The sequence below is a fragment of the Halalkalicoccus sp. CG83 genome (assembly GCF_037081715.1).
In the GTDB taxonomy this organism is placed as follows: domain Archaea; phylum Halobacteriota; class Halobacteria; order Halobacteriales; family Halalkalicoccaceae; genus Halalkalicoccus; species Halalkalicoccus ordinarius.
Genome location: NZ_JAZDDH010000001.1, coordinates 2279048 through 2299475, shown reverse-complemented (window position 1 = coordinate 2299475; position 20428 = coordinate 2279048). Strand labels below are relative to the sequence as shown.

Genomic DNA, 20428 nt, shown 5'->3' with positions numbered 1-20428 from the left:
GCGAGTCAGGGGACGAGCGTCAACGGCAGGTCACTCTCCTCGACGAGCGTCTCGCTCGCGCTGCCGACGACGAACCGCTCGAGCCGGCCGCCCGACTCCCGACCCATCACGACGTGGTCGTAGTCCCGCTCGTCGGCGAGCGCGATGAGCCGTCGGCCGACCTTGCGTGCGGCCTCCGATTCGGTAACGACGTCGTCGATGACCGCCTCGGGCTCGCTATCGACGCCGACGTCCCGGAGGAGGGCTCGGGCGCGCTCGAACAGCTCCTCTGTGTCGGCGGTCCGTTCGTTGGTAACGTGGACGACGTCGAGGTCGGCCTCGAACTCCCGGGCGAACAGCGCGCCGAACTCCAGCGCGTTGAGGCTGCTCTCCGAGCCGTCGATCGGGACGAGCACGTGCATACGCGTCCCGACGCCCTCCGACGGTAAAAAGGGCGCCGGAGCGGAGTTTTAGTCCCGCGCCTTCGTTCCGTTATTGATATTGAACTCCGTGGGCGGTCGATCGAGACCACGATCCACCACCTCGTCCCGAAGAACCGAACGGAGAGTCCCACCGCGCAGCTGTGCAAGCCCTGTCATCAGCAGGTCCACGCGAGCTTCACCCACGCCGAGCTCAAACGGGAGTACGACACGATCGAGGCGCTTCGCAACGCGGATCGCCTCCGGCCGTTCGTCCGTTGGATCCGGACGACGGACGAGACCGGCGTCCGGGTGGACGAGACCGAGCACGTCCGACGCTGGCGACGATAGCTTCGCGTTCAGACGCCCCAGATGGCGGCGATGCCGAGCGTCGTGACGACCGCGAGTAGCAACTGAAGCGGCGCGCCGAGGCGAGCGAAGTCGCTGAAGCGGTAGCCGCCGGGACCGTAGACCATCAGGTTCGTCTGGTAGCCGATCGGCGTGATGAAGGCCGTCGAGGCGGCGAAGGTGACCGCGAGCACGAACGAGAACGCGTTCGCGCCGATCGCTGCCGCAGCGTCGACGGCGACGGGAATCATGAGGACGACGCTCGCGTTGTTGCTAACGACGTTCGTCAGAAGCGCGGTCAGCAGGTAGAACACGCCTAACACGGCGATCGCAGGAAGCGTCGACGAGCCCGAGACGACCAACGAGGCGATCCACTCGGCACCGCCGGTACGCTCCATCGCCACGCCCAGCGGGATGACGCCCGCGAGCAGGAAGATCACGTTCCAGTCGACGGCCTCGTACATCTCGGTCGGCCTGAGACAGCCGGTCGCGACCATCGCGACCACCCCGGCGAGCGCGGTGATGAGGATCGGGAACACCTCGAGCGCGGCGAGCGCGACCACCCCGGCGACGATGACGATGGCGATCGGCAGCTTTCCGGTCCGGAACTCCGGGCGAACGATCTCGTCGGCGACGACGAACGCCCGGTCGCGGTCGAGTCGAGTGATCGTCTCCTCGGGCGCCTGGATCAACAGGGTATCGCCGCCCCTGAGTGGCGTCTTGTCCATTCGCTGGCGGATGACCTCGCCGCCGCGACGGATCGCGAGCACCGTCGCGTCGTAGCGCTGGCGGAAGTTGAGGCTGTTGAGCGTCTCGCCGACCAGCGCCGTGTCCGGCAGGACCACCACCTCGACGAGGTTGCGCGCCTCCTCGGCCCGTTCGAGGTCCGCGTCGTGGAGCTGTACCTCGGGTAGCAGATCGACTTCCTCCGCGTCGATCAGATCGACCAGCGTCGCCCGGTCGGTCCGGAGCATCAGCACGTCGCCCTCGCGCAGCTCTTTTCGTGCGAGTGGCTCGATGAACGCCTCGCCGTGGCGGATCACCTGGACGATGTCGCCGTCGAACTCTAGCTCCTCGAGCGTCCTCTCGACGGTCATGCCCACCAGCGGCGAGTCCTCCCGAACGAGCACCTCCGTGAGGTAGTCGGCCATCTCGTACTCCTCGATGAGCTCCTCTTCGGGCTGGATCCGCTCGGGAATGAGTCGATCCGCGACCAGGAGGAGGTAGACGACGCCGGTGACGAGCACGAGCACGCCGAGCGCGGTGAACTCGAACATCGAGAACGGGCGATCGAGCAGCCGTGCGGAGACGTCGCTCGCGAGAATGTTCGTCGAGGTGCCGATCAGCGTCAAGGTCCCGCCCATCATCGAGGCGAAGGAGACGGGAAGGAGCAGCTTCGACGGCGAGGTTCGGGTCTGCTTTGCGATGTTCATCACCATCGGGATCATGATCGCGACGACCGGGGTGTTGTTGATGAACCCCGCCGATCCCCCCGAGAGCCCGATAACGGCCGCGAGCTGGCGTCGGGGATCGCCGCGGGTGGCCTCGACGATCCAGTCGCCGATCCGCTGGACGACGCCCGTCCGACGCACCCCCTCGCTGATGATGAACATCGCGAGGACGGTGACCGTCGCCGGACTGGAGAAGCCCGCGACGCCGTCCTCGGGGGAGATCGTCGTCCAGGGCTCGAGCGCGACCAGCACGACGATGATCCCGATCGCGGTGACGTCGATCGGCACCGGTTCGAGGACGAAGAACACCAGCGCGAGGAGGACGATCCCGAAGACGACGAGCATCCCCGGCGCCATCGGCCCCACCCCGATCTGCAGCGACACGACGTGCTCGAACACGTTCTGGACGGAGAGCTGCCGGTCGAAAATACATGCCGATCCTCAGAAACCGAAGAGGGGAACGAACCGGAAGGTGAGGTACGCGCCGACGGTCGCGAGCGCCGGAACGAAGTTCTGAAGTAGGATGACGCGCCCGGTCGTCGCCGGGTCGAACAGGTCCGAGGCGGCGGGGATCTCCCCGGGCTCCTCGTCGCCGATCTTCGGTAGCCGTTCGCCCTCCTGGTCGGCCGCCAGCGCGCCGACCGAGACGTTGGTCTCGCGCTGCCCTCGGACGCTGTCGGAGATGGTCGTCGTCCGGGTCGCCCGGCCCCAGCCGAGCCCGATGATGCTCATCGTGGCGACGACGACGAAGCTCGCGGGGATGCCCGCCGCCGAGAGCAGCGAGATGATCGTCGCGCTGACGATTGCGACGACGATCGCCGCCGTCAGCGGGAGGTCGGTGATGTCGTTACCGAGCGTCTCGAGGGTGCGACGGGCGATGGTAAAGGCGCCGAGCCCCGTCGCCGCGGCTGCGAGTAGGATCGCGGGGTTCATCGCCAGTTCGCCGCTACCCACCAGCGGCGCGACCGCGTTCGCGACGTTGCTGGCGCCGGCGCTGAACGCCATGTAACAGCCGATGACGATCAGAACGAGTGTGCCGACCGCCTCCCGGGTATCGGTCCCCTCGCTGGTGGTTATCTGCGGGATCGTACCGGAGCGATCGAGGACGAACGTCGGCTCCTCGGTCTGGGGGATCGCGACCATCCGGTTGATGGTGGAGTAGAAGTACCGCCCGATGACGCCGCTGACCCAGAAGGCGATCACGGGCGCGACGATCCACCACGAGACGATCACGCCCATCGTCTCCCAGTTGAGTTCGCCGGTCGCGATGCCGAGGCCGGCGATCGAGCCGACCGCGCTCATCGAGGTCGAGGCCGGGACGCCGAAGACGTTGCCCACGAACAGCGCACCGCCGATGAAGAAGAGGACGACGATGCTGACCTCGAGCGTGAACAGCGCACCGGGGACGATCTCACCGCCGAGCGTCAGGACGACCTCGCGGCCGATCGTCCAGCCACCGACGAAGAAGAAGACCGTCATCAGGGCCGCCGCGCCGACCTTCGAGATGGCGTTCGCGCCGACGGCGGGACCGAAGGCGGGGCCCGTCGATGAGCCGCCGATGTTGTAGCCGACGAACACCGCCACGACGAGACCGACGAGGAGAAGAACTCCGCTCATGGCTCGATCGACGGGTCGATATCGGATAAGGCGTGCCATCCGCACTCGCCGTCGGGGTGGTTCGACGGTTCGCCGTCCCGTGACTACAGTTCGATCCGGGCGACCAGTTCGTCCTGCTCGCTCGTGTTCAACGCGACGATCCGGACGTACTCCTCGAGCCCCGAGTCCCGGAGCTTCGACTTCAACAGCGTATCGACCTGGTAGACGCCGGCGGCGTCGGTCATCTCGATCTCGACGTGGACCGGGGTCGACTCTCCCTCCTGGAGCGAGACGCGCTCGATCGCCTGGCTGGAGACGGTGTTGATGCCGCGTCCGCCCTTCTCGTAGGGGATTCGCGAGCGTCCCCGCTCCATGTCGAGGCCGTCACAGACGCGGATCACGCCCGCCTCGAGCGTGAGCGGCGTCTCCTCGGTGTGGTGACAGAGGATGGCGTGGAGCACCTCGCCCTTCACGCGGACGCGCTCGGCGACGTCGTAGAAGCCGAACTCCGGCAGGATCCGATCGAGAACGTCCGCCGCCAGCGGGATCGAGTAGTAGGCGTGCTCGTCGCGGTGGACGACGTGACCAATGTCGTGGAGCACCGCCGCGAGCGCGACGATCACCGCCTCGTCGGCCTCGTCGAGTCCCTGCTGGGCTGCGCCGTTGAACTCGACGCCGCCGCGCTTGAGCAGGTCGTACAGACAGAGCGCCCGGTTGCGAACGATCTCGATGTGCTTCTCGCCGTGGTCGTTGTACTGTTTCCTCGCGACGGGATTGACGTTCTGGGCCTTCAGATACGTCCGGATCTCCTCGTCGTCGTCGACGTATTCGAGCACCTCGTTGACGCGTTCGTCCGGAAAGGCGTGCTCCGCGTCGGGGTCGTAGGTTCGGCCGTTGCCGGCCGTCTGCGCCGGGTCGTTCATACGGGTCGTCGGGGTGCCGGATAGAAAACCCTTCAGGTCGCTCGGACGGAGCTACGCGGCGGCGCTGGCGGCCTCGGCGACCTCGGCGTAGTCGGGTTCGACGCCGGGATCGTCGCTCTCCCACTTGTACGTGATCTCGCCGTCGCCGTCGAGGACGAAGATCGCCCGCTTGGCGACGCCCTCGTAGCCCATGTCGGCGAAGTCCATCCGAACGTCGTAGGCGTCGATGACCTCCTTGTTCGTGTCGCTGATCATCCCGTACTCGATCCCCTCCTGCTCGCGGAACTCGTTGAGCGAGAACGGCGAGTCGACGCTGATCCCGTAGACGGTCGCGCCGGCCTCCTCGAAGGCGTCGAGCTCCTCCTGGAACGTGGCCATCTCGGAGGTACAGACGCTCGTGAACGCCCCCGGGAAGAACGCGAGGACGACCGGGTCGTCCCCGAGGTTCTCCGAGAGCGTGAACGGTTCGACCCCGTCGTGGGCGAGCGGTGCGGTGAAGTCGGGCGCCTCGTCGCCTTCGTCGACCATATCGTCCGGTGTTACGGTCACCGCCCGGAAGTCGGTTGTGCTTCCCGATCGACGAACCACGAGTCGTCGACGGTGACGGGCTCCGGCCCATACGCGAACAGCTCCGCGGTTCGGCGGGCCTGCGGGCTCCTCGGGGCGAGGGGGAGCGCCGTCCGGAGCAGGGGTCGAGCGAGCCGCGCGGGCAGGCGAGGGCCGTAGAGCACGAGCGCCGTCAACGCCCTCTCGAGCCGGCGCTGAACCCTCACTACCCGCTCGACGGCGGGCCGCCGCCGCGTTTCGTAGTGCGCGAGCGCCCCAAGGGGGATCGGTCCGTCGCTCGCGTCGAGCGAGAGCGCGCGGGCGATCGTCGCGTGGGCGACGACTGCGTCCGCGATCGCCAGCCCGTTTCCCTGGCCGCCGATCGGCGAGGCGACGTGGGCGGCGTCGCCGAGCAGCAGGAGTCCGTCATCGACCCACCGCTCACTCAGCCCCGGCTCGATCCGGAGCAGGCTGCAGTCCTCGAACCCTCGAAGGGCGTTCGGGAGCACATCCGAGAGTGCGGGATCCACGGTCGAGATCCGCTCGCGGAACGCCTCGATACCCTGCTCGCGTAGATCGGGGTAGCTCCCGCGAGGGATGAACCAGCCGGCCTGGGCCTCGCCGCCGCCGAGCCCGAAGTACAACAGTAGGCCGGCGTCGCCGTAGTGGCCCCGTGCGGCGTTCTCGACGGCGGAGGCGGGGAGTTTGAGCCACAACAGATCGAGCTTCGACTCGAACCGGCCGGGATCGATCCCCGCGGCGGTCCTGACCGTGGAGTACCGGCCGTCCGCGCCGACGACGACTCGTGAGCGGATCCGGACCGCCTCGCCCGTCCGGCGGTTCGTCGCGAGCACGCCCGCGATGCGCCCCTCCTCGTACAGCAGATTCCGTACCGGGATCCGGTCGTGGTACTCGAAGCCCTCGTAGTCCGCGGCACGTTCGATCAGCAGACGCAACAGCGCCGGCTGCTCCATCAACAGCGCGTAGTCGTACGGACCCGACAGCGCCTCGAAGTCGATCGCCGCGTAGGAACGGCCGTAGATCGACACCTCGGGTCGGCGGACCCGTTCGTGCTCCAGTTCGAGGACCTCCTCGAGCAGTCCCATCCCCTCGAAGCACTCCAGCGCGAGCGGCTGGAACAGGTAGCCGCGAAACTCACGATCGAGCGTCGCGTGGCGCTCGAGCAACATCGTCTCGATGCCGCTTCGCGCGAGCAGGTAGCTCAGCACGCAACCGCCGGGCCCCGCCCCGACGACCACGACGTCCGTCTCGAGATCCGCCTCCATGGCAGTCGGTAACGCACCGCTCGTGCTTCAACGCGCCGCCTACTGGAGGGGAGCGAGCGCTTCGGGCGGCTCCCCGTCGAGCCGGTCACGATCGTGGGGTGCATCGAGATCCAGATCGGGTCCGCGTGCGACGATTCGCGAGGGGTTGACGTCCGGATGGGTCGTGTAGTAGTGCTCCTTGATGTGCTCCATGTCCACCGTCTCGGCGACGCCGGGGGTCTGATAGAGGTCCCGCAGGTACGGCCAGAGGTTCTCGTACTCGTGGATCGCTCGGACGTTGCACATGAAGTGGGTGTGGTACACCTGATCGAAGCGGATCAGCGTGGTGAACATGCAGACGTCGGCCTCGGTGAGCCGATCGCCCGCGAGATACCGCTGGTCTTCGAGAACCGAGTCCCAGTGATCGAGCGCCGAGAAGAGGTCGTCGATCGCCTCGTCGTAGGCCTCCTGGGAGCCCGCGAAGCCCGCGCGGTAGACGCCGTTGTTGATCGGCTCGTAGATCGCGTCGATGATCTCGTCGACCTCCTCTCGGTAGCCCTCCGGGTAGAGGTCGACGTCGCGGGTCGCGTACGCCTCGAAGGCGGTGTCGAGCATCCGGAGGATCTCGCTGGACTCGTTGTTGACGATGGTCCCTTCCCTCTTGTCCCAGAGGACGGGCACCGTCACCCGGCAGGTCGCGTCGGGATCCGCACGGACGTAGAGCTCGCGGAGGTAGTCCGCGCCGTGGACGTGATCGACGGTGCAGCCCTCCTTCTCGGGGGTGAACTGCCAGCCGTCCTCGTCCCGATAGGGATCGACGACCGAGACCGAGATCGCGTCCTCGAGCCCCTTCAGCGATCGAGCGATCAGGGTACGGTGGGCCCACGGGCAGGCGTACGAGACGTAGAGGTGGTATCGTCCGGCCTCGGCGGGGAACTCATCGTCGGACTCGTCGTCCTCGCGCGGACCTCGGCCGCTCTCGCCCTCGTCGGCTGGCGGCGCCTCGCCGATCCAGTCACGGAACGTCGACTCCTGGCGCTCGAACGCACCGTCGTCGTTCGTCGTCTCGTAGGCGTCGGTGCGCCACTCGCCGTCGACCAACTGGTTCATGTACGCCTTACGGCTTCAGCGGGGAAAAGTCGATCACCCGGCGTCGGGGACGGAGGTGATCACGTACCACTCGTCCCACTGCTCCTCGTTCTCGGGTCTCGAGCGTCGTTCGACGGTCACTCCCACCGCCTCGTCGGCGTGTTCCGGACAGACGGGTCGAAGCTCGTTCGAGTCGGTCTCGACGTAGATACCTCCGTCGGGGTCGATCGGTTTCCCACAGTTCAGACAGGCCAGCGACGGTGAAAGCGTCCGGCCGATCAGCTCCATAGCCGAGGTTCGTTCGCCGTCCGCATAAGTGGTGGCGACCCTCGTCGGTGCGTTACGTTCACCCGACCGCTTTCGGTCCGTTTCGACGATCCCGTACTCGACGTGTGAGGCGCTCGGAACGCGAAGCCAGGCGTGACCATCGAAACGCGTCGAGCCGGAACTCGAAGGTCGCCACCCACCTCTTTCCTCGTCGGGTTGGCTCGCTCCGCTCGCCACCGCTCCGAAGAAAAACCGGACCAAAAACGGCTCGCTTCGCTCGCGCTACCGCAGTGCGTCGAGTCGGAACTCGAAGGCCGCGACCGGGAGTTCGAGGTCGTGTTCGACCAACACCGCTGGGTGGACCTCGCCGACGATCCCCGCCGAGTCACCGTCGATCACGACGCTCGCTGCGCGCCCGTCGATGAACGAGGGATGCTCCGTCGCCGGCGTCTCGAGTTCGACACCGAAGTTCCGTGCGATCGCCTGCAGACGGGTCTTGGCGTCCTCGTAGGAGGCGTCGGTGCGGGCGAGCACGCCCGCGACCGTCCGGTGCTCGGCGACGCCGGTCTCCGTCGAGGGATCGACCTCGGCGGCGAGGCCGATCTCCGAGAGCTCCTGGGGGTAGCTCCGATGCGTGTTGTTCTCGAGAACCATCATAAGCGAGGGTAGCGCCCAGGTGCGGACCATCGTGTAGTCCTCGCTGTAGGGCTCGCGGATCGTCGTCGGTTCGCCCGCACCGAGGACGTCGTCGCCGATCGCTATCCCCATTCGTTCGAAGTTCTCCTCCTCGCTGATCATGTGGAAGTCGAGCATGTCCTCGAAGCCCAGTCCGACGAGGGCGTCGCGGGCGGCGTCCTCGAGACGGGTGCGCTCGTGGCGGGCTCCGACGGTGCTCACCTCGGGGTAGCGTGGGACCAGCGAGTTGAACCCGTAGGCCCGTCCTACGTCGTCGATCAGGTCGACGGGGTGGAGGACGTCGACGCGATACGGCGGGATCTCGACGTCGTAGCTCGTCTCCTCGCCGAGCACCTGCGTCGCGGAGAGCCCGGAACGCTCGAAGCAGTCGATCACCGTCTCGGGGTCGAGTTCCAGTCCGAGCATGCGCTCGATGCGCGCGTGGGTGACGCGCTTCTCGCGGGTCTCGAAGTCGGGTCTGCGGAGGGTCCGGTCGGGGTACTCGACCTCGACCTCCTCGACCGTGGCGCCGCGCGCGGAGAGCGCGTAGCAGATGATGGCGCACATCCGGTCGATCGTCCACTGATCGGTACCGGTGAGCTCGACGAACAGCTCCCGCGAGTCGGTCGACACCTCGGTGCGTCGGCCGTTGATCACCGGCGGGAACGAGAACAGCCCGAGGTCGTCGTAGATCGCCGGATAGCGCTCGTACTCGCTCACCAGCTCCGCGTACTCGCGGCCGGTGGGGTGTTCCTCGAGCACCTCGCCGGGCGTGAGCTCGTCGTTCGAGTCGAGGGGGACGAACCGGTCCCCGTCGGGTTCGACGCCCGTATAGCGGATCGTCGGCGACTCGGCGCCGGTCGCCGCCCCGTCTCGCGGGCTCCGCCCGCTCGACCCTTCCGAGGCGCGTAGCGCCTCGCGACCCTTCATCATCGTCAGGTCGTGGATGCCGATCGCACCCTTCGCGCGCTTTCGACCCATCGTCGCGTGAAGCTTCTCCTGAAGCTGTATCAGCGAGTCCAGCCCCTTCTCGTCGAGGTCCACTCCTCGTACTACCGCGCCCGTAACGTAGGGTCGCTCGGCGGGCACCGACTCCTCGACCTCGATCGTCCAGTCGGGGTCGTTCGTTTGCGGGACGTACACGCCGCGGTCCTCGCCGTACTGATACCGAAGGGAGCGGGCGACGCCCTCGACGCTGAGTCGGTCGAGCCGGTCGGGAGCGAACTCGAGCTGGAACTCGTCCTCCTCCGTTCGACCCTCGAACTCGAGGCCGAGCGCGAATAGGTCGTCCTTGAGCCGGTCGTCCTCCTTCTCGGTGCCGGTCAGCCGGCGCAGCTCGTCGGGATCGACGTCGACGACGGGCATCAGCGGATCACCTCCGTCTCGCGAAGCAGTTCGAGATCCGCGAGCGTCCCGTGGACGTCGCGGATGTCCTCGAAGCCGTACATCAACATGAGTAGCCGCTCGAGCGCGAGTCCCCAGGCCATCACGTCACACTCGACCCCGAGCGGTTCGAGCACCTCGGGACGGAACATCCCCGAGTTACCGATCTCGATCAGCTCGCCCGTCTCCGGATGGTGGCCGAACAGCTCGAAGCTCGGTTCGGTGTAGGGGTTGTAGTGGGGCTTGAACTGCAGGTCGGTGATGCCGAAGCGTTCGTAGAACTCGGTGAACGTCCCCATCAGGTCGCGCACCGAGAGCTCCTCGGCCATCACCCAGCCCTCGATCTGGAAGAACTCGAGCAGGTGGGTCGGGTCCAGCGTGTCGTTCCTGTAGACCTTCTCGACCGAGAAGTAGCGCTGGGGCGGCTCGAGCTCCCCCACCGCTTCGCCCGAGAGGTAGCGCATCGACAGCGAGGTGGTGTGTCCCCGGAGGTCGATCCCGCGGGCGACCTCCTCGGTCCACGGCGAGTGATAGCCGTCGCCGTACTCGCCGACGCCCTCGAGATGTGCCGCCTTGACGCGCTCGACGAGATCGTCGGGTAGCTCGTCGATCTCCTCGGGGTTCGAGAGGGCGAACTGGTCCCAGTGGGTCCTCGCGGGGTGGTCCTGGGGCATGAACAGACAGTCGTTGATCCAGAACTCCGCGTCGGCGTGGGGCCCTTCCATCTCCTCGAACCCCATTCCGACGAGGACGTCCTTCACACGGTTGGCGGTCTGTCGGAGGATGTGCTCCTTGCCCCCCGTGACCTCCGCGGCGTCGGCCTCGACGTTGTAGATCGCGAACTCGACGTCGCGCCACTCGCCGCTGGTGAGCATCTCGGGGGTGAGCTGTCCGACCGTCTCGCTCTCCTCGATGCCCTCCATCAGCGCGGTGACGCCCGCCTCCGTGAGCGTCGCCGAGCGAACCGCCGATTCGCGCCGGTCGATCAGCTCGCGCCGCGAGAGCGCGTCCAGAACGTCCTCGTCGGTCACGGGCTCTCCGGCCTCGATCAGCGCCAGCGCATCGGCCTCCCGGTCCTCCTCGTCTCCGGCGGTGGCCGAGAGCGCCCCCGAGTCGATCTCCCCGTAGCCCTTCCGAGCGTAGTTCGACAGCGCGACGTCGACCTCCTCGCCCTCGAGGCCGGAGCGACCGATCGCCTCCCCCATCGAAACCGGTTCCTCGTCGGCGCCGAGTTCGAGGGCGGTCTCGTGGAGCCGTCGTTCTGGAAGTCCCATCTCGACGTACCTCTCGCCCTCCTCGGTGAGCGAGATACCCTCGACGGTGCGCTCCGTGACCTCGAGCAGTCCCTCCTCCTCGAGGGCGAAGACCGCGCCGGCGACGGTCTCGGGTTTTTCGCCGACCTCCTCGGCGAGCCGTTCGATCGTGCGATCCTCGCTCGCGCTCGCGGCTTCGAGCACCGCCGCCTGTGTCGGTGGCAGTCGCATTCGTTACCAGGGTGGTCGAACGGGTGTCGCTTAGCGGTTCCGGACTCCGCGGCCGCGACCTCGCCTCGCTAACCCTTCGGGAGTACCGCTGAATCGGGTGAAGGTCGCCGCGACGACCACGCGAGCGGGAGCGTTCGACGGCTCAGCTCGTCGGGGCGGCCGCCGGCCGGTTTCGACGGACGGTGACGTACTGTCGGAGGAAGACGGCCGCGATGACGCCGAGACCGATCAGATCGGCGGTCGTCCCCGGGTAGATGAGCGCCACCGCGCCGACGACCAGCGCGACCCGCTCGATCGCGTGGGCGGGCGCGTAGAAGTAGCCCTGCGTGCCCGCCGAGAGGGCGACGACGCCGATCACGGCAGTGACGGCGCTCGTGACGATGGCGGTCGTCTCGCCGATCAGGAGCAGTTCGGGCCCCAGAACGAACAGATAGGGGACGAGAAAGCCCGCCGCGGCGAGGTTGACCGCCGTGAGACCCGTCTTCCAGGGATCGGACTCGGCGATGCTGCTCGCGGTGAACACCGCGAGCATGATCGGCGGGGTGATCGCGCTGATGATGCCGAAGTAGAAGATGAACAGGTGGGCGGCGAGCAGCTCGACGCCGAGCGCGGTTAGCGCGGGCGCGCCGAGCGCAGCCAGCACGACGTACGCCGCCGTCGTCGGCAGCCCCATACCGAGGATGATCGAGGTGATCATCGTCAGCACCAACGCGATGATGAGGACCCCGCCCGAGGCGGTGGTGATCAGCGAGCTGAACTTCAGTCCGAGCCCAGTGAGGGTAACGACGCCGACGACGAGCCCCGCGGTCGCACACGCCGTCGCGACGGTGACCGTCATCCGCATGCCCCGGTCGAGCGCGTTGACCGTCGTGATCCCCGCCGCGCGCCCGAGCCGCGAGAGGGTGTCGAGATCGCCCCGGGGGAGCGCGCCAGCGAGTTCGCGGACCGCAGAGAGCGGCGTGGCGACGACGGCCGTCAGCACGATGGCGACGAACGCCGCCAGCATCGCGGAGTAGCCCGCGACCAGCATCCAGACGAGCGCGATCAGCGGGATTGTGAAGTGGGCGCCGGTCCGAAGCAGCTCCCAGGGGTTCGGCAGCTCGCTCGCCGCGACGCCCTCGAGCCCCTGCTGTTTCGCGCGGAAGTGGACCGCGGCGCCGACGCCGAGGAAGTACAACAGCGCGGGGATGGCCGCCGCCGCGATGATGGTGACGTAGCTGATGCCGGTCCAGGCGGACATGATGAACGCGCCGGCGCCCATCACCGGCGGCATGATCTGTCCGCCGGAGGAGGCCGCGGACTCGACGGCGGCGGCGTAGCGGCTCTTGAATCCGCTTCGCTTCATCAGCGGGATCGTAAAGGCGCCGGTCGTCGCAGCGTTCGCGACCGCGCTACCGTTGAGGCTGGCCATGAAGCCGCTCGCGAGCACCGACGTCTTGGCCGGACCGCCGGTGGTTCGGCCGGTCGCCCCGTAGGCGAGGTCGATGAACCAGTCGCCGACGCCCGTCACCTCGAGGAAGGCGCCGAGGATGATGAACACGACGACGAACGTCGCGCTCACGCCCAACGGGATGCCGAAGATGCCCTCCGTGGTGAGGTAGGAGTGGGCGATGATGCGGTCGATGTCGTAGCCGCGATGGATCAGCGAACCCGGCATCTGACGGCCGTAGTAGGCGTACAGGAGGAACGCGAGACCGATGATCGGCAGTGCGCGCCCGGTCGCTCGTCGGGTGATCTCCAATACGAGGAGGATGGCGATCGCGCCGAAGATCAGGTCTCGGGGTAGTGGCGATCCCGAACGCTGGGCGAGCGTCCCGAACCGGACGACGTACGCGAGATACAGCGTGCTCGGTACGCCGACCACGAGCAGCAGCCAGTCGTACCACGGGACGCGATCGGCGTCGGCGGCCCGTGCCGGGAAGTACAACAGCGCGAGTATCAACACCGCGGTCAGGTGGATCGAGCGGTTGATGAAGGCGCCCGGAGTGCCGAAGCCGGCGATGGCGATGTGGTACAGCCCCGCGAGCACCGCCACCGTCAGCGCGAGCAGCCGCGTCTTCCCGCGGAGGTTCCGCCCCCGTTTCTCGTCCGCTTCGGTCAGTCCGCCGGTCGCGTTCTCGTCGGTGGTCGTGGTCATAGACGTGTCTCGAGCATGAGTCGGAGGTACCGAAGATAGCTCACTCGTTCGACCGAGAACCGGATCGATCCCCACCGCTCGGTGTACGACGAGAGGGGTCGACTCTCCCCGTCAACGACGAGCGACTGGTCGGTGGACTTCGCCACGCGAACCGTGAACGAGTCGAACCGCCGCTCCATGTGCAACACGGTGAACTCGCCCTCGCGCGTCTGGTTGGCCTCGGTGTACTCGAGACCGATCGCGTGGTACTCGAACTCCTCTCGGATCTGGACGATCCCGCCGTCACGGATCTCGTAGACCTCGCGGATCGGGGTCTCGTCGAACGAGTGGACGTAGTGGATCGCGAACCGGTCGCCCTCCTCGACGCGGAAGACGACGAGGCTCTCGTCGCTGCGTGGATCCCCCAGCTGCAACACCGTCAGGTCTGCGACGGCGAGGGGGGTCGCAGCGAGTCCGAGCATCGCGGAGAGCAGCCGGCGCCGGCGCATCTCACAGCCCGGCGTCGTCGAAGTACTGCTCGGCGCCCGGGTGCAGGTCGATCGGCGCGTCGCGCGCCGTCTCCTCGAACTGCTCGGCGGCGGGGTGGACCTCCGCGAGCTGGTCAAGGTTCTCGTAGATCGCCTGGACGATGTCGTGAACGGAGTCCTCGTTCATCTCCTCGCGGACGATCATGGTGTTGGTCACGCCGGGGACCTGTACGTCCTCCTCGACCCCCTCGTAGGTGCCACCGGGGACGGTCGCGGCGTTGTAGTAGTCGAACTCGCTCGTGATCCCCTCCATCTCCTCGTCCGGGAAATCGATCAGCCGGATGTCCCGCTGGCTCGCGAGGTCCTGGATCGAGGAGGCCGGATAGGCGACGCTCCAGAAGCCGGCGTCGATCTGGCCGTCCTGCAGCGCGCTCGCCGTCTCCGAGAAGGAGAGGCGTTGTTCGTCGATGTCGTCGTACGTGAGGTCGTAGAAGTTCAACAGTTCCTCAGCGATGACCTCGGTGCCGCTGCCCGGCGCGCCGACGCTCACGGTCAGCCCCTCCATGTCCGCGAGGGTCTCGACGGGCGAGTCGGCCGGCACGACGACCTGGGTCGCGTTCTGGTAGGCGCCGAACGCCGCCGACAGCGGGAGTGCCTCATCGAAGTCACCCTCGCCGTTGACCGCCAGCAGCACGGAGTTCCCGAGCGCGAGCGCCATCGTCATCTCATCGTTCGCCACCAGCCGGCAGTTCTCTACGCTCGCACCGGTCGACTCGGCTGAGGCCTCGACGCCCTCGAGGTTCTGGTTGAGGATGTCGGCCATCCCGCCGCCCAGTGGGTAGTACACGCCGCCGGTGCCGCCGGTGCCGATGGTAACGAACTGCGTCTCGCCGCCGTCTTCCCCGTCTCCACCACCGCCACCGCTGCCTCCGCCGCCACAGCCGGCGAGTCCTACGAACGCCGCCGCACCCGCCGTCGTCAGGAACCGTCTCCGATCCACGCCGCTCGCCTGATCACGAACCATGCTCCCATAAGCGCGGTCACCCGGTATTAAACATAAGGGATCGCCGTCGCGTCTCGGCGACAGCTGACCGGCGGCCGGTGTCGCCCCGTCCGGCGTCCGTGAGGGCAGCCCGGCTCAGAACCGACTCCGACCGGCCGAGATCGAATCGCAGAACGATCCCCCCGTTCCACAGACGTCGTCCGACGGCCGACGTGTGAACCCGTTCGCGGGTCGACCGGCCCTTACTCGAGGAGGTCGGGTTCGAGACGTTTCTGGCCGACCTCGCTCCCGAGGTGGTCACGGACGGTGACGACGTCGACGTCGCCCTGCTCGCGCTCGGCCTCGCCTCCGGGGTCGGCTCAGTAGTGGATCTCGACGTCGTCCGCGTCGAACGGCACGTAGATGAACGGCTGGCCGGCGGGAACGTCGAGCATGTCGTAAACCAACTCCCCGTTCTCGGTTCGCCTCTCCGGGGAGAGCATTACGTCGATCCGAGTCTGCTGGCCGCCGTAGGGACCGAGAAGGGGTAGTCACTATCTGATATGGTTCCGTTCAGTGAGTCACCCGAAACGGTCCTCGGGTGGCGTGGAACCCATCCCCGATACACGATCGAACCGGCTTTGTGATCGGAGGAAGGGAGCACGTCGGACCCCTGAATACAGGTGCGTGGCAGTGGACGTTCCCGTGTGCCACACCTACAGTTCGAACTCACGGATCGAATCGACGCGGACTCGAAGACGGCGTTCGCGACCTGGGCGACCGAACGCTACGCCGACGTGATGGACACCGGGACCGGCCACGTCGGGGTGACGATCCGCGATGGGGCTGCCCTGGCGCTCGGACGCGTCCCGTCCGACGAGCCCGTCGCCTTTCTCAACGCCGACGTCCGTGCGGGTCGGTCGCCCGAGCAGCGTCGAACGCTCGCCGTCGCCGTCATCGAGGAGATCGCGGACCGGTGGGACGTGCCGGCCGAGAACCAGTACGTGATCTACACCGAGCATCCCGGTGAGGACTTCCACCTTCGCGAGGGGGCGCTCGACTCGTGGACCGCAGAGGAACGACGCGCGGCGTCCGAAGGGGACTGACCGCCGGATTCGGAATCGCGGCTCCGCTGCCTACTCGAGGAGGTCGGGTTCGAGACGTTTCTGGCCGACCTCGCTCGCGAGATGGTCACGGACGGTGACGACGTCGACGTCGCCCTGCTCGCGCTCGAAGCGATCACGGACGGAGACGGTGTTGGCCTCCTCCTCGTTCCCGCCGACGATCAGCATGTAGGGGACGCGGTCGTCGTGTGCGGCCTGGATCTTCTTGCCGATGGTCCACGATCGGTCCTCGATCCCGACGCGGAACTCGCCGAGTTCGCGCTTGACCTCTTCCGCGTACGCGAGGTTGTCGTCGCTGATCGGCAGGATCCGTACCTGCTCGGGTGCGAGCCACGTCGGAAAGTCCCCGTCGAAGTGCTCGATGGCCACGCCCATGAACCGCTCGAAGCTCCCCAGCAGCGCGCGATGGACCATCACGGGGCGGTGCTCCTCGTTGTCCTCTCCGGTGTAGCTCAGGTCGAGACGCTCGGGGATGTTGAAGTCGAGCTGGACGGTGCCGATCGTCCACTCGCGTCCCAGCGCGTCGCGGGCGTCGAGGCCGATCTTCGGGCCGTAGAAGGCGGCCTCGCCCTCCTCGACCTCGTAGTCGAGGTCGGCGGTCTCGAGGGCCTCGCGCAGCGACTCGGTGGCCTCCTCCCAGACCTCGTCGCTCCCGACGGCGGTCTCGCCCTTCGTCTCGAGCTTATACAACACCTCGAGGCCGAACTGGCCGTAGATGTCCTCGATGATGCCGAGCGTCCGGGTGATCTCGCCCTCGATCTGGTCGCGACGGATGAACGCGTGGCCGTCGTCCTGGGTCATGCCCCGAACCCGGAGGAGCCCCGAGAGCTCGCCCGACTGCTCGTTGCGGTAGACGTTGCCGAACTCCGAGAACCGAACGGGGAGATCGCGGTAGGAGCGGACCTGCCGGTCGTAGATGTAGGCGTGGTTCGCGCAGTTCATCGGCTTCAGGCCGTACTCCGTGTCGTCCTGCTCCCAGGCGAACATCTCGCCCTGCTCGGTGAACGTCTCGTAGTGGCCGGTGGGCTTCCAGAGCTCGGCCTTGTTGAGCTCGGGAGTTCGGACCTCCTCGTAGCCGAGTTCGTCGTTCTTCGTGCGGATGTACTCCTCGAGTTCACGGTGGATCGCCATCCCGTTGGGGTGGTAGTGGACGCAGCCCGGGGAGTGCTCGGGGACCGAGAAGAGATCCATCTCCCGGCCGATCTTCCGGTGGTCGCGCTCCTTCGCCTGCTCGCGCCGGTCGAGGAACGCCTCGAGTTCGTCCTCGCTGGGGAAGGCGGTACCGTAGACTCGGGTGAGCATCTCGTTGTCCTCGCTTCCGCGCCAGTAGGCCCCCGAGATCTCGAGCAGGGCGAAGCCGCCGATCTCGCCGGTCGACTCGACGTGTGGACCGCGACAGAGGTCGCAGAACTCGCCCTGTTCGTAGAAGGAGACGGGGTCCTCGCCGGCCACCTCCTCCTCGAGGATCTCGCGTTTGAACCGGTTGTCGTCGTAGTAGTCGAACGCCTCCTCTCGACCCATCTCGACGCGTTCGATCGGGAGGTCCGCCTCGATGATCTCCTGGGCCTCGGCGCTGATCTCCTCGAGGTCGGCCTCGTCGAGATCGACGCCCGTCACGTCGTAGTAGAACCCCTGGTCGGTCCACGGGCCGATGGTCAGTTTCGCCTCCGGGTGGAGCCGCTGGAGCGCCTGGGCGAAGACGTGGGCCGCCGAGTGGCGAAGCGCCTCGAGATACTCGTCGCTGTCGGGGGTGACGATCTCGAGGGAGACGTCCTCCTCGATCGGGTGTTCTTTGGCGACGAACTCGCCATCGACGACGCCGGCGACGGTGTCGCGTCCGAGGCCGGGACCGATCTCGTAGGCGACGTCCCGGACCGTCGACCCCGCCTCGACGGAGAGCTCGGAGCCGTCAGGCAGCGTTACGGTGATGCTCATACCTATCCTGAACCGGCAAAGCGTAAATAAGGCTTTATACACCACCGGGTATGGGCGCCTTTCGGCGAAACGCCGCGTTTCTCCGGACTTCACGTAGCAAAAAGCCTATAACCGCGACCCGGTAAGCGAGGGGTAGGAATGACAGTAACATTTGCCCCCCTGTTCCCCGGATTCCCGGGGGGGATCGAACTGGCGGTGATCGTGCTCATCGCGATCCTGCTGTTCGGTGCGAACAAGATCCCGAAACTCGCCCGCTCGACCGGTCAGGCGATGGGCGAGTTCCAGAAAGGCCGCGAAGAGATCGACCAGGAGCTGAAGGAGATGCGCGAGGGCGCCACCAAGACCGAGGACGAGCCCGAACCCGAGATCGGCGACGACGCCGGGACGACGACGACCGGCGCCGACACCGAGACGACGACCGACACCGACCTCGAGGCCGAGATGGAGACCGAGGGCGGGTCCGACGCCGACGAGAACCGATAGTACGAGTCGCAGCCGTTTTGCGTTCGCGCCTCGATTCACCAGCGGGGCGTGTGGCCTAGCGGATAGGGCGGAAGGTTCCTAACCTTCAGACCGCGGGTTCGAATCCCGTCACGCCCGTTATCGTGCTGAGCGGAGCGAAGCCGATAACGGACCGTAAGGGATTCGAATTACGGAACGAGCGAGTACCTGCGAGCGAAGTTCAGGTGGTTCGAATCCCGTCACGCCCGTTCACTCGCTTCGCTCGTTCGTGGGCGTTCCTGAGTCTCTCTCGCTCCCGATGGTCGCTCGCGGGACTCCCGTCACGCCCGTTGCTGGTCGCTCACATTCGTTCGCGACCAGCAACGGACACGAGGGGTTCTCGCGTGTAGTTCGAAGCTCGACGTTACAATAGACGGCCAACGATGGAGTTGACCCGTTCTGAGCACGTCCTCTGCCGTCCCCACCTCGAGCCATCGATCGAGGAATCCCGTACGCCCGACCGTGCTAGAGGAGGACCGAAATCCGCTCGCACCGAACCGGTCGCGAAGCGTCCGCTGCTCGTGTCCTGTACCGGTAGAAGCGGCCTCCCGTCTCGAAGGGTACGCGTTCGAGTTGGGGTGTAAAACGGCCGTCTCCAAAATCGGATGCTCCGTCCGGAGTCGGCGGCTGCCAGTCCTCGATTACTTCCCGAAGATCTGCGCGACGAGGTCGCGGAACCGAGTTCCCTTCTCGATCTTCGTTCCGTGTCCGTCCATCGCTGCGCCCGCGTTCTCGATGTGCTGTGATCGGGTCATCTTTACTCATACTATAGTAACTCTCTCGGATACTTAACAGTTTCCGCGGAGAATAATCATCCGAGATGCCTGTCCTTGACACGCCTACGCCCCGTGCGAACGGTTTTCGGAGAATCCTCTTACCTCCGAGGAAACTATCGCACGTATGAACGAACCGACCCGTTCACCGACGCTCGAAAGGACCTTCGAGAACCCCGAACTGACGATCGCGGCCGGCCTCCTCACGCTCGGAGTCGCAGCCTACGTGGTCGAGGCCTACCTCGCGCCTTCGCTGCTCCTCGACGGCGGGGACCCCGCCGCGCTGGCCGCGGTCTTCGGCGCGTTCTCGCTCATCTATCTCGCGGTCTTCACCCTTCTCCGCCACGTGCCCTCGCTCGTGAGGGAGACGCTGTAGCGTCCGAGTACGTTCCACCGCTTCGTCACGACGGCCACAGGTTCGAGACTCCCTCCCGTCCACCGGCTCGATCCGATGTTCCTCGTGTAGTATCAGTCCGCTTTCGAGACGAACTACTCTCTCTGGTTACGCCCCTCGTAATTCGCCGAGAAACCCTAGAATTATTGGTAGGAATCGCAGAACCGTATCAGCGGGCATCGGTGCCGGATCGGTCGCCGTCGCGCTCGGCACCTTCGTCATCGTCGGCGCGGACCAGCACGAAACCGACGACGAATCGGACGAAACGAGCGACGACAACGGCGGAGAGGAGGAGACCGGACGCGTACGCGTCGCACCTCCCTCACCCGACGCGCTGGCGGTCGACGTCGTCCCCTCCGAATCCGACGACGCGCTCATCGAGGATCTAAGTTCGGCGACCGGGAGTACGTCGAGGTTCCTGCGGACTTCTACCGGCTCTGTATCTTCGCGGCCGGCGACCGTGAGGGTGCCGTCTTCAACGTCGACGTCGAGGTCGCGGGCGAAACGGTCTCCTCCGCGTTCGCCGTGGGCTACCTCACACCCGAGGACGTACCGACCGACGAGCCGTTCGACGTCCTCCTCACGTTCGACTCGAAGGACGGCGACGACCCCGAAGACGCCGGCACGAACGACACCGAGGACGTGAACGACGGCGACGGCAACGACGACGGTTGCTGATCCGACCCGTTC

The 20428-nt window shown here is 66.7% G+C and carries 20 protein-coding genes and 1 tRNA gene; 5 read left to right on the top strand and 16 right to left on the bottom strand.

The genetic code is table 11. The annotated features are described in order from the left end of the window. Window positions 1–5: 5 nt before the first annotated feature. The 15 genes from V0Z78_RS11925 to V0Z78_RS11855 all read right to left on the bottom strand — a co-directional run bounded on the left by V0Z78_RS11925 (window position 6) and on the right by V0Z78_RS11855 (window position 15514). The gene (locus tag V0Z78_RS11925) at window positions 6–401 is read right to left on the bottom strand and encodes a universal stress protein (RefSeq protein WP_336344855.1); all 396 of its coding nucleotides are present in this window, start codon (window positions 399–401) and stop codon (window positions 6–8) included. 48 nt (window positions 402–449) lie between these two features. Continuing rightward, window positions 450–728: a hypothetical protein gene (locus V0Z78_RS11920; RefSeq protein WP_336344854.1), complete on the bottom strand. Its 279-nt coding sequence runs from the start codon at window positions 726–728 to the stop codon at window positions 450–452. Between the two features lie 29 nt (window positions 729–757). Continuing rightward, window positions 758–2542, bottom strand: coding sequence for an SLC13 family permease (locus V0Z78_RS11915; RefSeq protein WP_336345184.1), 1785 nt, complete (start codon window positions 2540–2542; stop codon window positions 758–760). 96 nt (window positions 2543–2638) lie between these two features. Then, window positions 2639–3814, bottom strand: a complete 1176-nt coding sequence (locus tag V0Z78_RS11910) for an inorganic phosphate transporter (protein WP_336344853.1) — start codon at window positions 3812–3814, stop codon at window positions 2639–2641. An 83-nt stretch (window positions 3815–3897) separates the two neighbouring features. Then, window positions 3898–4716: an HD domain-containing protein gene (locus V0Z78_RS11905; RefSeq protein WP_336344852.1), complete on the bottom strand. Its 819-nt coding sequence runs from the start codon at window positions 4714–4716 to the stop codon at window positions 3898–3900. Window positions 4717–4767: 51 nt separating this feature from the next. After that, window positions 4768–5244 (bottom strand): redoxin domain-containing protein, encoded by a 477-nt coding sequence (locus V0Z78_RS11900; protein WP_336344851.1) that lies wholly within the window; start codon window positions 5242–5244, stop codon window positions 4768–4770. Window positions 5245–5261: 17 nt separating this feature from the next. Beyond that, window positions 5262–6548 (bottom strand): FAD-dependent monooxygenase, encoded by a 1287-nt coding sequence (locus V0Z78_RS11895; protein WP_336344850.1) that lies wholly within the window; start codon window positions 6546–6548, stop codon window positions 5262–5264. A 39-nt stretch (window positions 6549–6587) separates the two neighbouring features. Continuing rightward, window positions 6588–7637: a glutathione S-transferase family protein gene (locus V0Z78_RS11890; protein ID WP_336344849.1), complete on the bottom strand. Its 1050-nt coding sequence runs from the start codon at window positions 7635–7637 to the stop codon at window positions 6588–6590. 33 nt (window positions 7638–7670) lie between these two features. After that, window positions 7671–7904 carry a hypothetical protein gene (locus V0Z78_RS11885; RefSeq protein WP_336344848.1) on the bottom strand — a complete coding sequence of 78 codons (234 nt, stop codon included), beginning with the start codon at window positions 7902–7904 and terminating at the stop codon, window positions 7671–7673. Window positions 7905–8165: 261 nt separating this feature from the next. Continuing rightward, window positions 8166–9923 (bottom strand): phenylalanine--tRNA ligase subunit beta, encoded by a 1758-nt coding sequence (pheT, locus tag V0Z78_RS11880; protein WP_336344847.1) that lies wholly within the window; start codon window positions 9921–9923, stop codon window positions 8166–8168. Then, entirely contained in the window at window positions 9923–11425 is a 1503-nt protein-coding gene (gene pheS, locus V0Z78_RS11875) for a phenylalanine--tRNA ligase subunit alpha (RefSeq protein ID WP_336344846.1), read from the bottom strand. Before pheS ends, pheT begins: the two co-directional genes overlap by 1 nt. A 142-nt stretch (window positions 11426–11567) precedes the next feature. Beyond that, complete coding sequence (locus V0Z78_RS11870; RefSeq protein ID WP_336344845.1) at window positions 11568–13562, bottom strand: TRAP transporter permease; 1995 nt, start codon at window positions 13560–13562, stop codon at window positions 11568–11570. Next, window positions 13559–14050 carry a DUF1850 domain-containing protein gene (locus V0Z78_RS11865; protein ID WP_336344844.1) on the bottom strand — a complete coding sequence of 164 codons (492 nt, stop codon included), beginning with the start codon at window positions 14048–14050 and terminating at the stop codon, window positions 13559–13561. Before V0Z78_RS11865 ends, V0Z78_RS11870 begins: the two co-directional genes overlap by 4 nt. A gap of 1 nt (window position 14051) precedes the next feature. Further along, the gene (locus V0Z78_RS11860) at window positions 14052–15053 is read right to left on the bottom strand and encodes a TAXI family TRAP transporter solute-binding subunit (protein WP_336344843.1); all 1002 of its coding nucleotides are present in this window, start codon (window positions 15051–15053) and stop codon (window positions 14052–14054) included. A 338-nt stretch (window positions 15054–15391) separates the two neighbouring features. Continuing rightward, the gene (locus tag V0Z78_RS11855) at window positions 15392–15514 is read right to left on the bottom strand and encodes a hypothetical protein (protein ID WP_336344842.1); all 123 of its coding nucleotides are present in this window, start codon (window positions 15512–15514) and stop codon (window positions 15392–15394) included. A 204-nt stretch (window positions 15515–15718) separates the two neighbouring features. Between V0Z78_RS11855 and V0Z78_RS11850 the strand changes: the two genes are divergently transcribed. Next, a complete protein-coding gene (locus V0Z78_RS11850) occupies window positions 15719–16117 on the top strand; it encodes a tautomerase family protein (RefSeq protein ID WP_336344841.1) in 399 nt (132 codons plus the stop codon). A 30-nt stretch (window positions 16118–16147) separates the two neighbouring features. Here V0Z78_RS11850 and thrS read toward each other — a convergent pair whose 3' ends face one another. Beyond that, window positions 16148–18070, bottom strand: a complete 1923-nt coding sequence (gene thrS / locus V0Z78_RS11845; RefSeq protein WP_336344840.1) for a threonine--tRNA ligase — start codon at window positions 18068–18070, stop codon at window positions 16148–16150. A gap of 138 nt (window positions 18071–18208) precedes the next feature. Here thrS and V0Z78_RS11840 point away from each other — a divergent pair, with 138 nt between their 5' ends. The 4 genes from V0Z78_RS11840 to V0Z78_RS11825 all read left to right on the top strand — a co-directional run bounded on the left by V0Z78_RS11840 (window position 18209) and on the right by V0Z78_RS11825 (window position 20416). Continuing rightward, window positions 18209–18553, top strand: a complete 345-nt coding sequence (locus tag V0Z78_RS11840) for a Sec-independent protein translocase subunit TatA/TatB (RefSeq protein ID WP_336344839.1) — start codon at window positions 18209–18211, stop codon at window positions 18551–18553. Window positions 18554–18597: 44 nt separating this feature from the next. Beyond that, window positions 18598–18670, top strand: a tRNA-Arg gene (locus tag V0Z78_RS11835). Between the two features lie 801 nt (window positions 18671–19471). Then, window positions 19472–19720: a hypothetical protein gene (locus V0Z78_RS11830; RefSeq protein ID WP_336344838.1), complete on the top strand. Its 249-nt coding sequence runs from the start codon at window positions 19472–19474 to the stop codon at window positions 19718–19720. A gap of 543 nt (window positions 19721–20263) precedes the next feature. Further along, on the top strand, window positions 20264–20416 hold the full coding sequence (locus tag V0Z78_RS11825; protein ID WP_336344837.1) for a hypothetical protein: 153 nt from the start codon (window positions 20264–20266) through the stop codon (window positions 20414–20416). Window positions 20417–20428 lie beyond the last annotated feature (12 nt).

Bases quoted from the DNA above. Each gene is read 5' to 3' on its own strand.
- pheT (WP_336344847.1), bottom strand. From the start codon at position 9,923: ATGCCCGTCGTCGACGTCGATCCCGACGAGCTGCGCCGGCTGACCGGC.
- V0Z78_RS11895 (WP_336344850.1), bottom strand. From the start codon at position 6,548: ATGGAGGCGGATCTCGAGACGGACGTCGTGGTCGTCGGGGCGGGGCCC.
- V0Z78_RS11890 (WP_336344849.1), bottom strand. From the start codon at position 7,637: ATGAACCAGTTGGTCGACGGCGAGTGGCGCACCGACGCCTACGAGACG.
- V0Z78_RS11870 (WP_336344845.1), bottom strand. From the start codon at position 13,562: ATGACCACGACCACCGACGAGAACGCGACCGGCGGACTGACCGAAGCG.
- thrS (WP_336344840.1), bottom strand. From the start codon at position 18,070: ATGAGCATCACCGTAACGCTGCCTGACGGCTCCGAGCTCTCCGTCGAG.
- V0Z78_RS11865 (WP_336344844.1), bottom strand. From the start codon at position 14,050: ATGCGCCGGCGCCGGCTGCTCTCCGCGATGCTCGGACTCGCTGCGACC.
- V0Z78_RS11840 (WP_336344839.1), top strand. From the start codon at position 18,209: ATGACAGTAACATTTGCCCCCCTGTTCCCCGGATTCCCGGGGGGGATC.
- V0Z78_RS11910 (WP_336344853.1), bottom strand. From the start codon at position 3,814: ATGAGCGGAGTTCTTCTCCTCGTCGGTCTCGTCGTGGCGGTGTTCGTC.
- V0Z78_RS11925 (WP_336344855.1), bottom strand. From the start codon at position 401: ATGCACGTGCTCGTCCCGATCGACGGCTCGGAGAGCAGCCTCAACGCG.
- V0Z78_RS11905 (WP_336344852.1), bottom strand. From the start codon at position 4,716: ATGAACGACCCGGCGCAGACGGCCGGCAACGGCCGAACCTACGACCCC.
- pheS (WP_336344846.1), bottom strand. From the start codon at position 11,425: ATGCGACTGCCACCGACACAGGCGGCGGTGCTCGAAGCCGCGAGCGCG.
- V0Z78_RS11915 (WP_336345184.1), bottom strand. From the start codon at position 2,542: ATGCTCGTCGTCTTCGGGATCGTCCTCCTCGCGCTGGTGTTCTTCGTC.
- V0Z78_RS11860 (WP_336344843.1), bottom strand. From the start codon at position 15,053: ATGGTTCGTGATCAGGCGAGCGGCGTGGATCGGAGACGGTTCCTGACG.
- V0Z78_RS11900 (WP_336344851.1), bottom strand. From the start codon at position 5,244: ATGGTCGACGAAGGCGACGAGGCGCCCGACTTCACCGCACCGCTCGCC.
- V0Z78_RS11830 (WP_336344838.1), top strand. From the start codon at position 19,472: ATGAACGAACCGACCCGTTCACCGACGCTCGAAAGGACCTTCGAGAAC.
- V0Z78_RS11855 (WP_336344842.1), bottom strand. From the start codon at position 15,514: ATGCTCTCCCCGGAGAGGCGAACCGAGAACGGGGAGTTGGTTTACGAC.
- V0Z78_RS11885 (WP_336344848.1), bottom strand. From the start codon at position 7,904: ATGGAGCTGATCGGCCGGACGCTTTCACCGTCGCTGGCCTGTCTGAAC.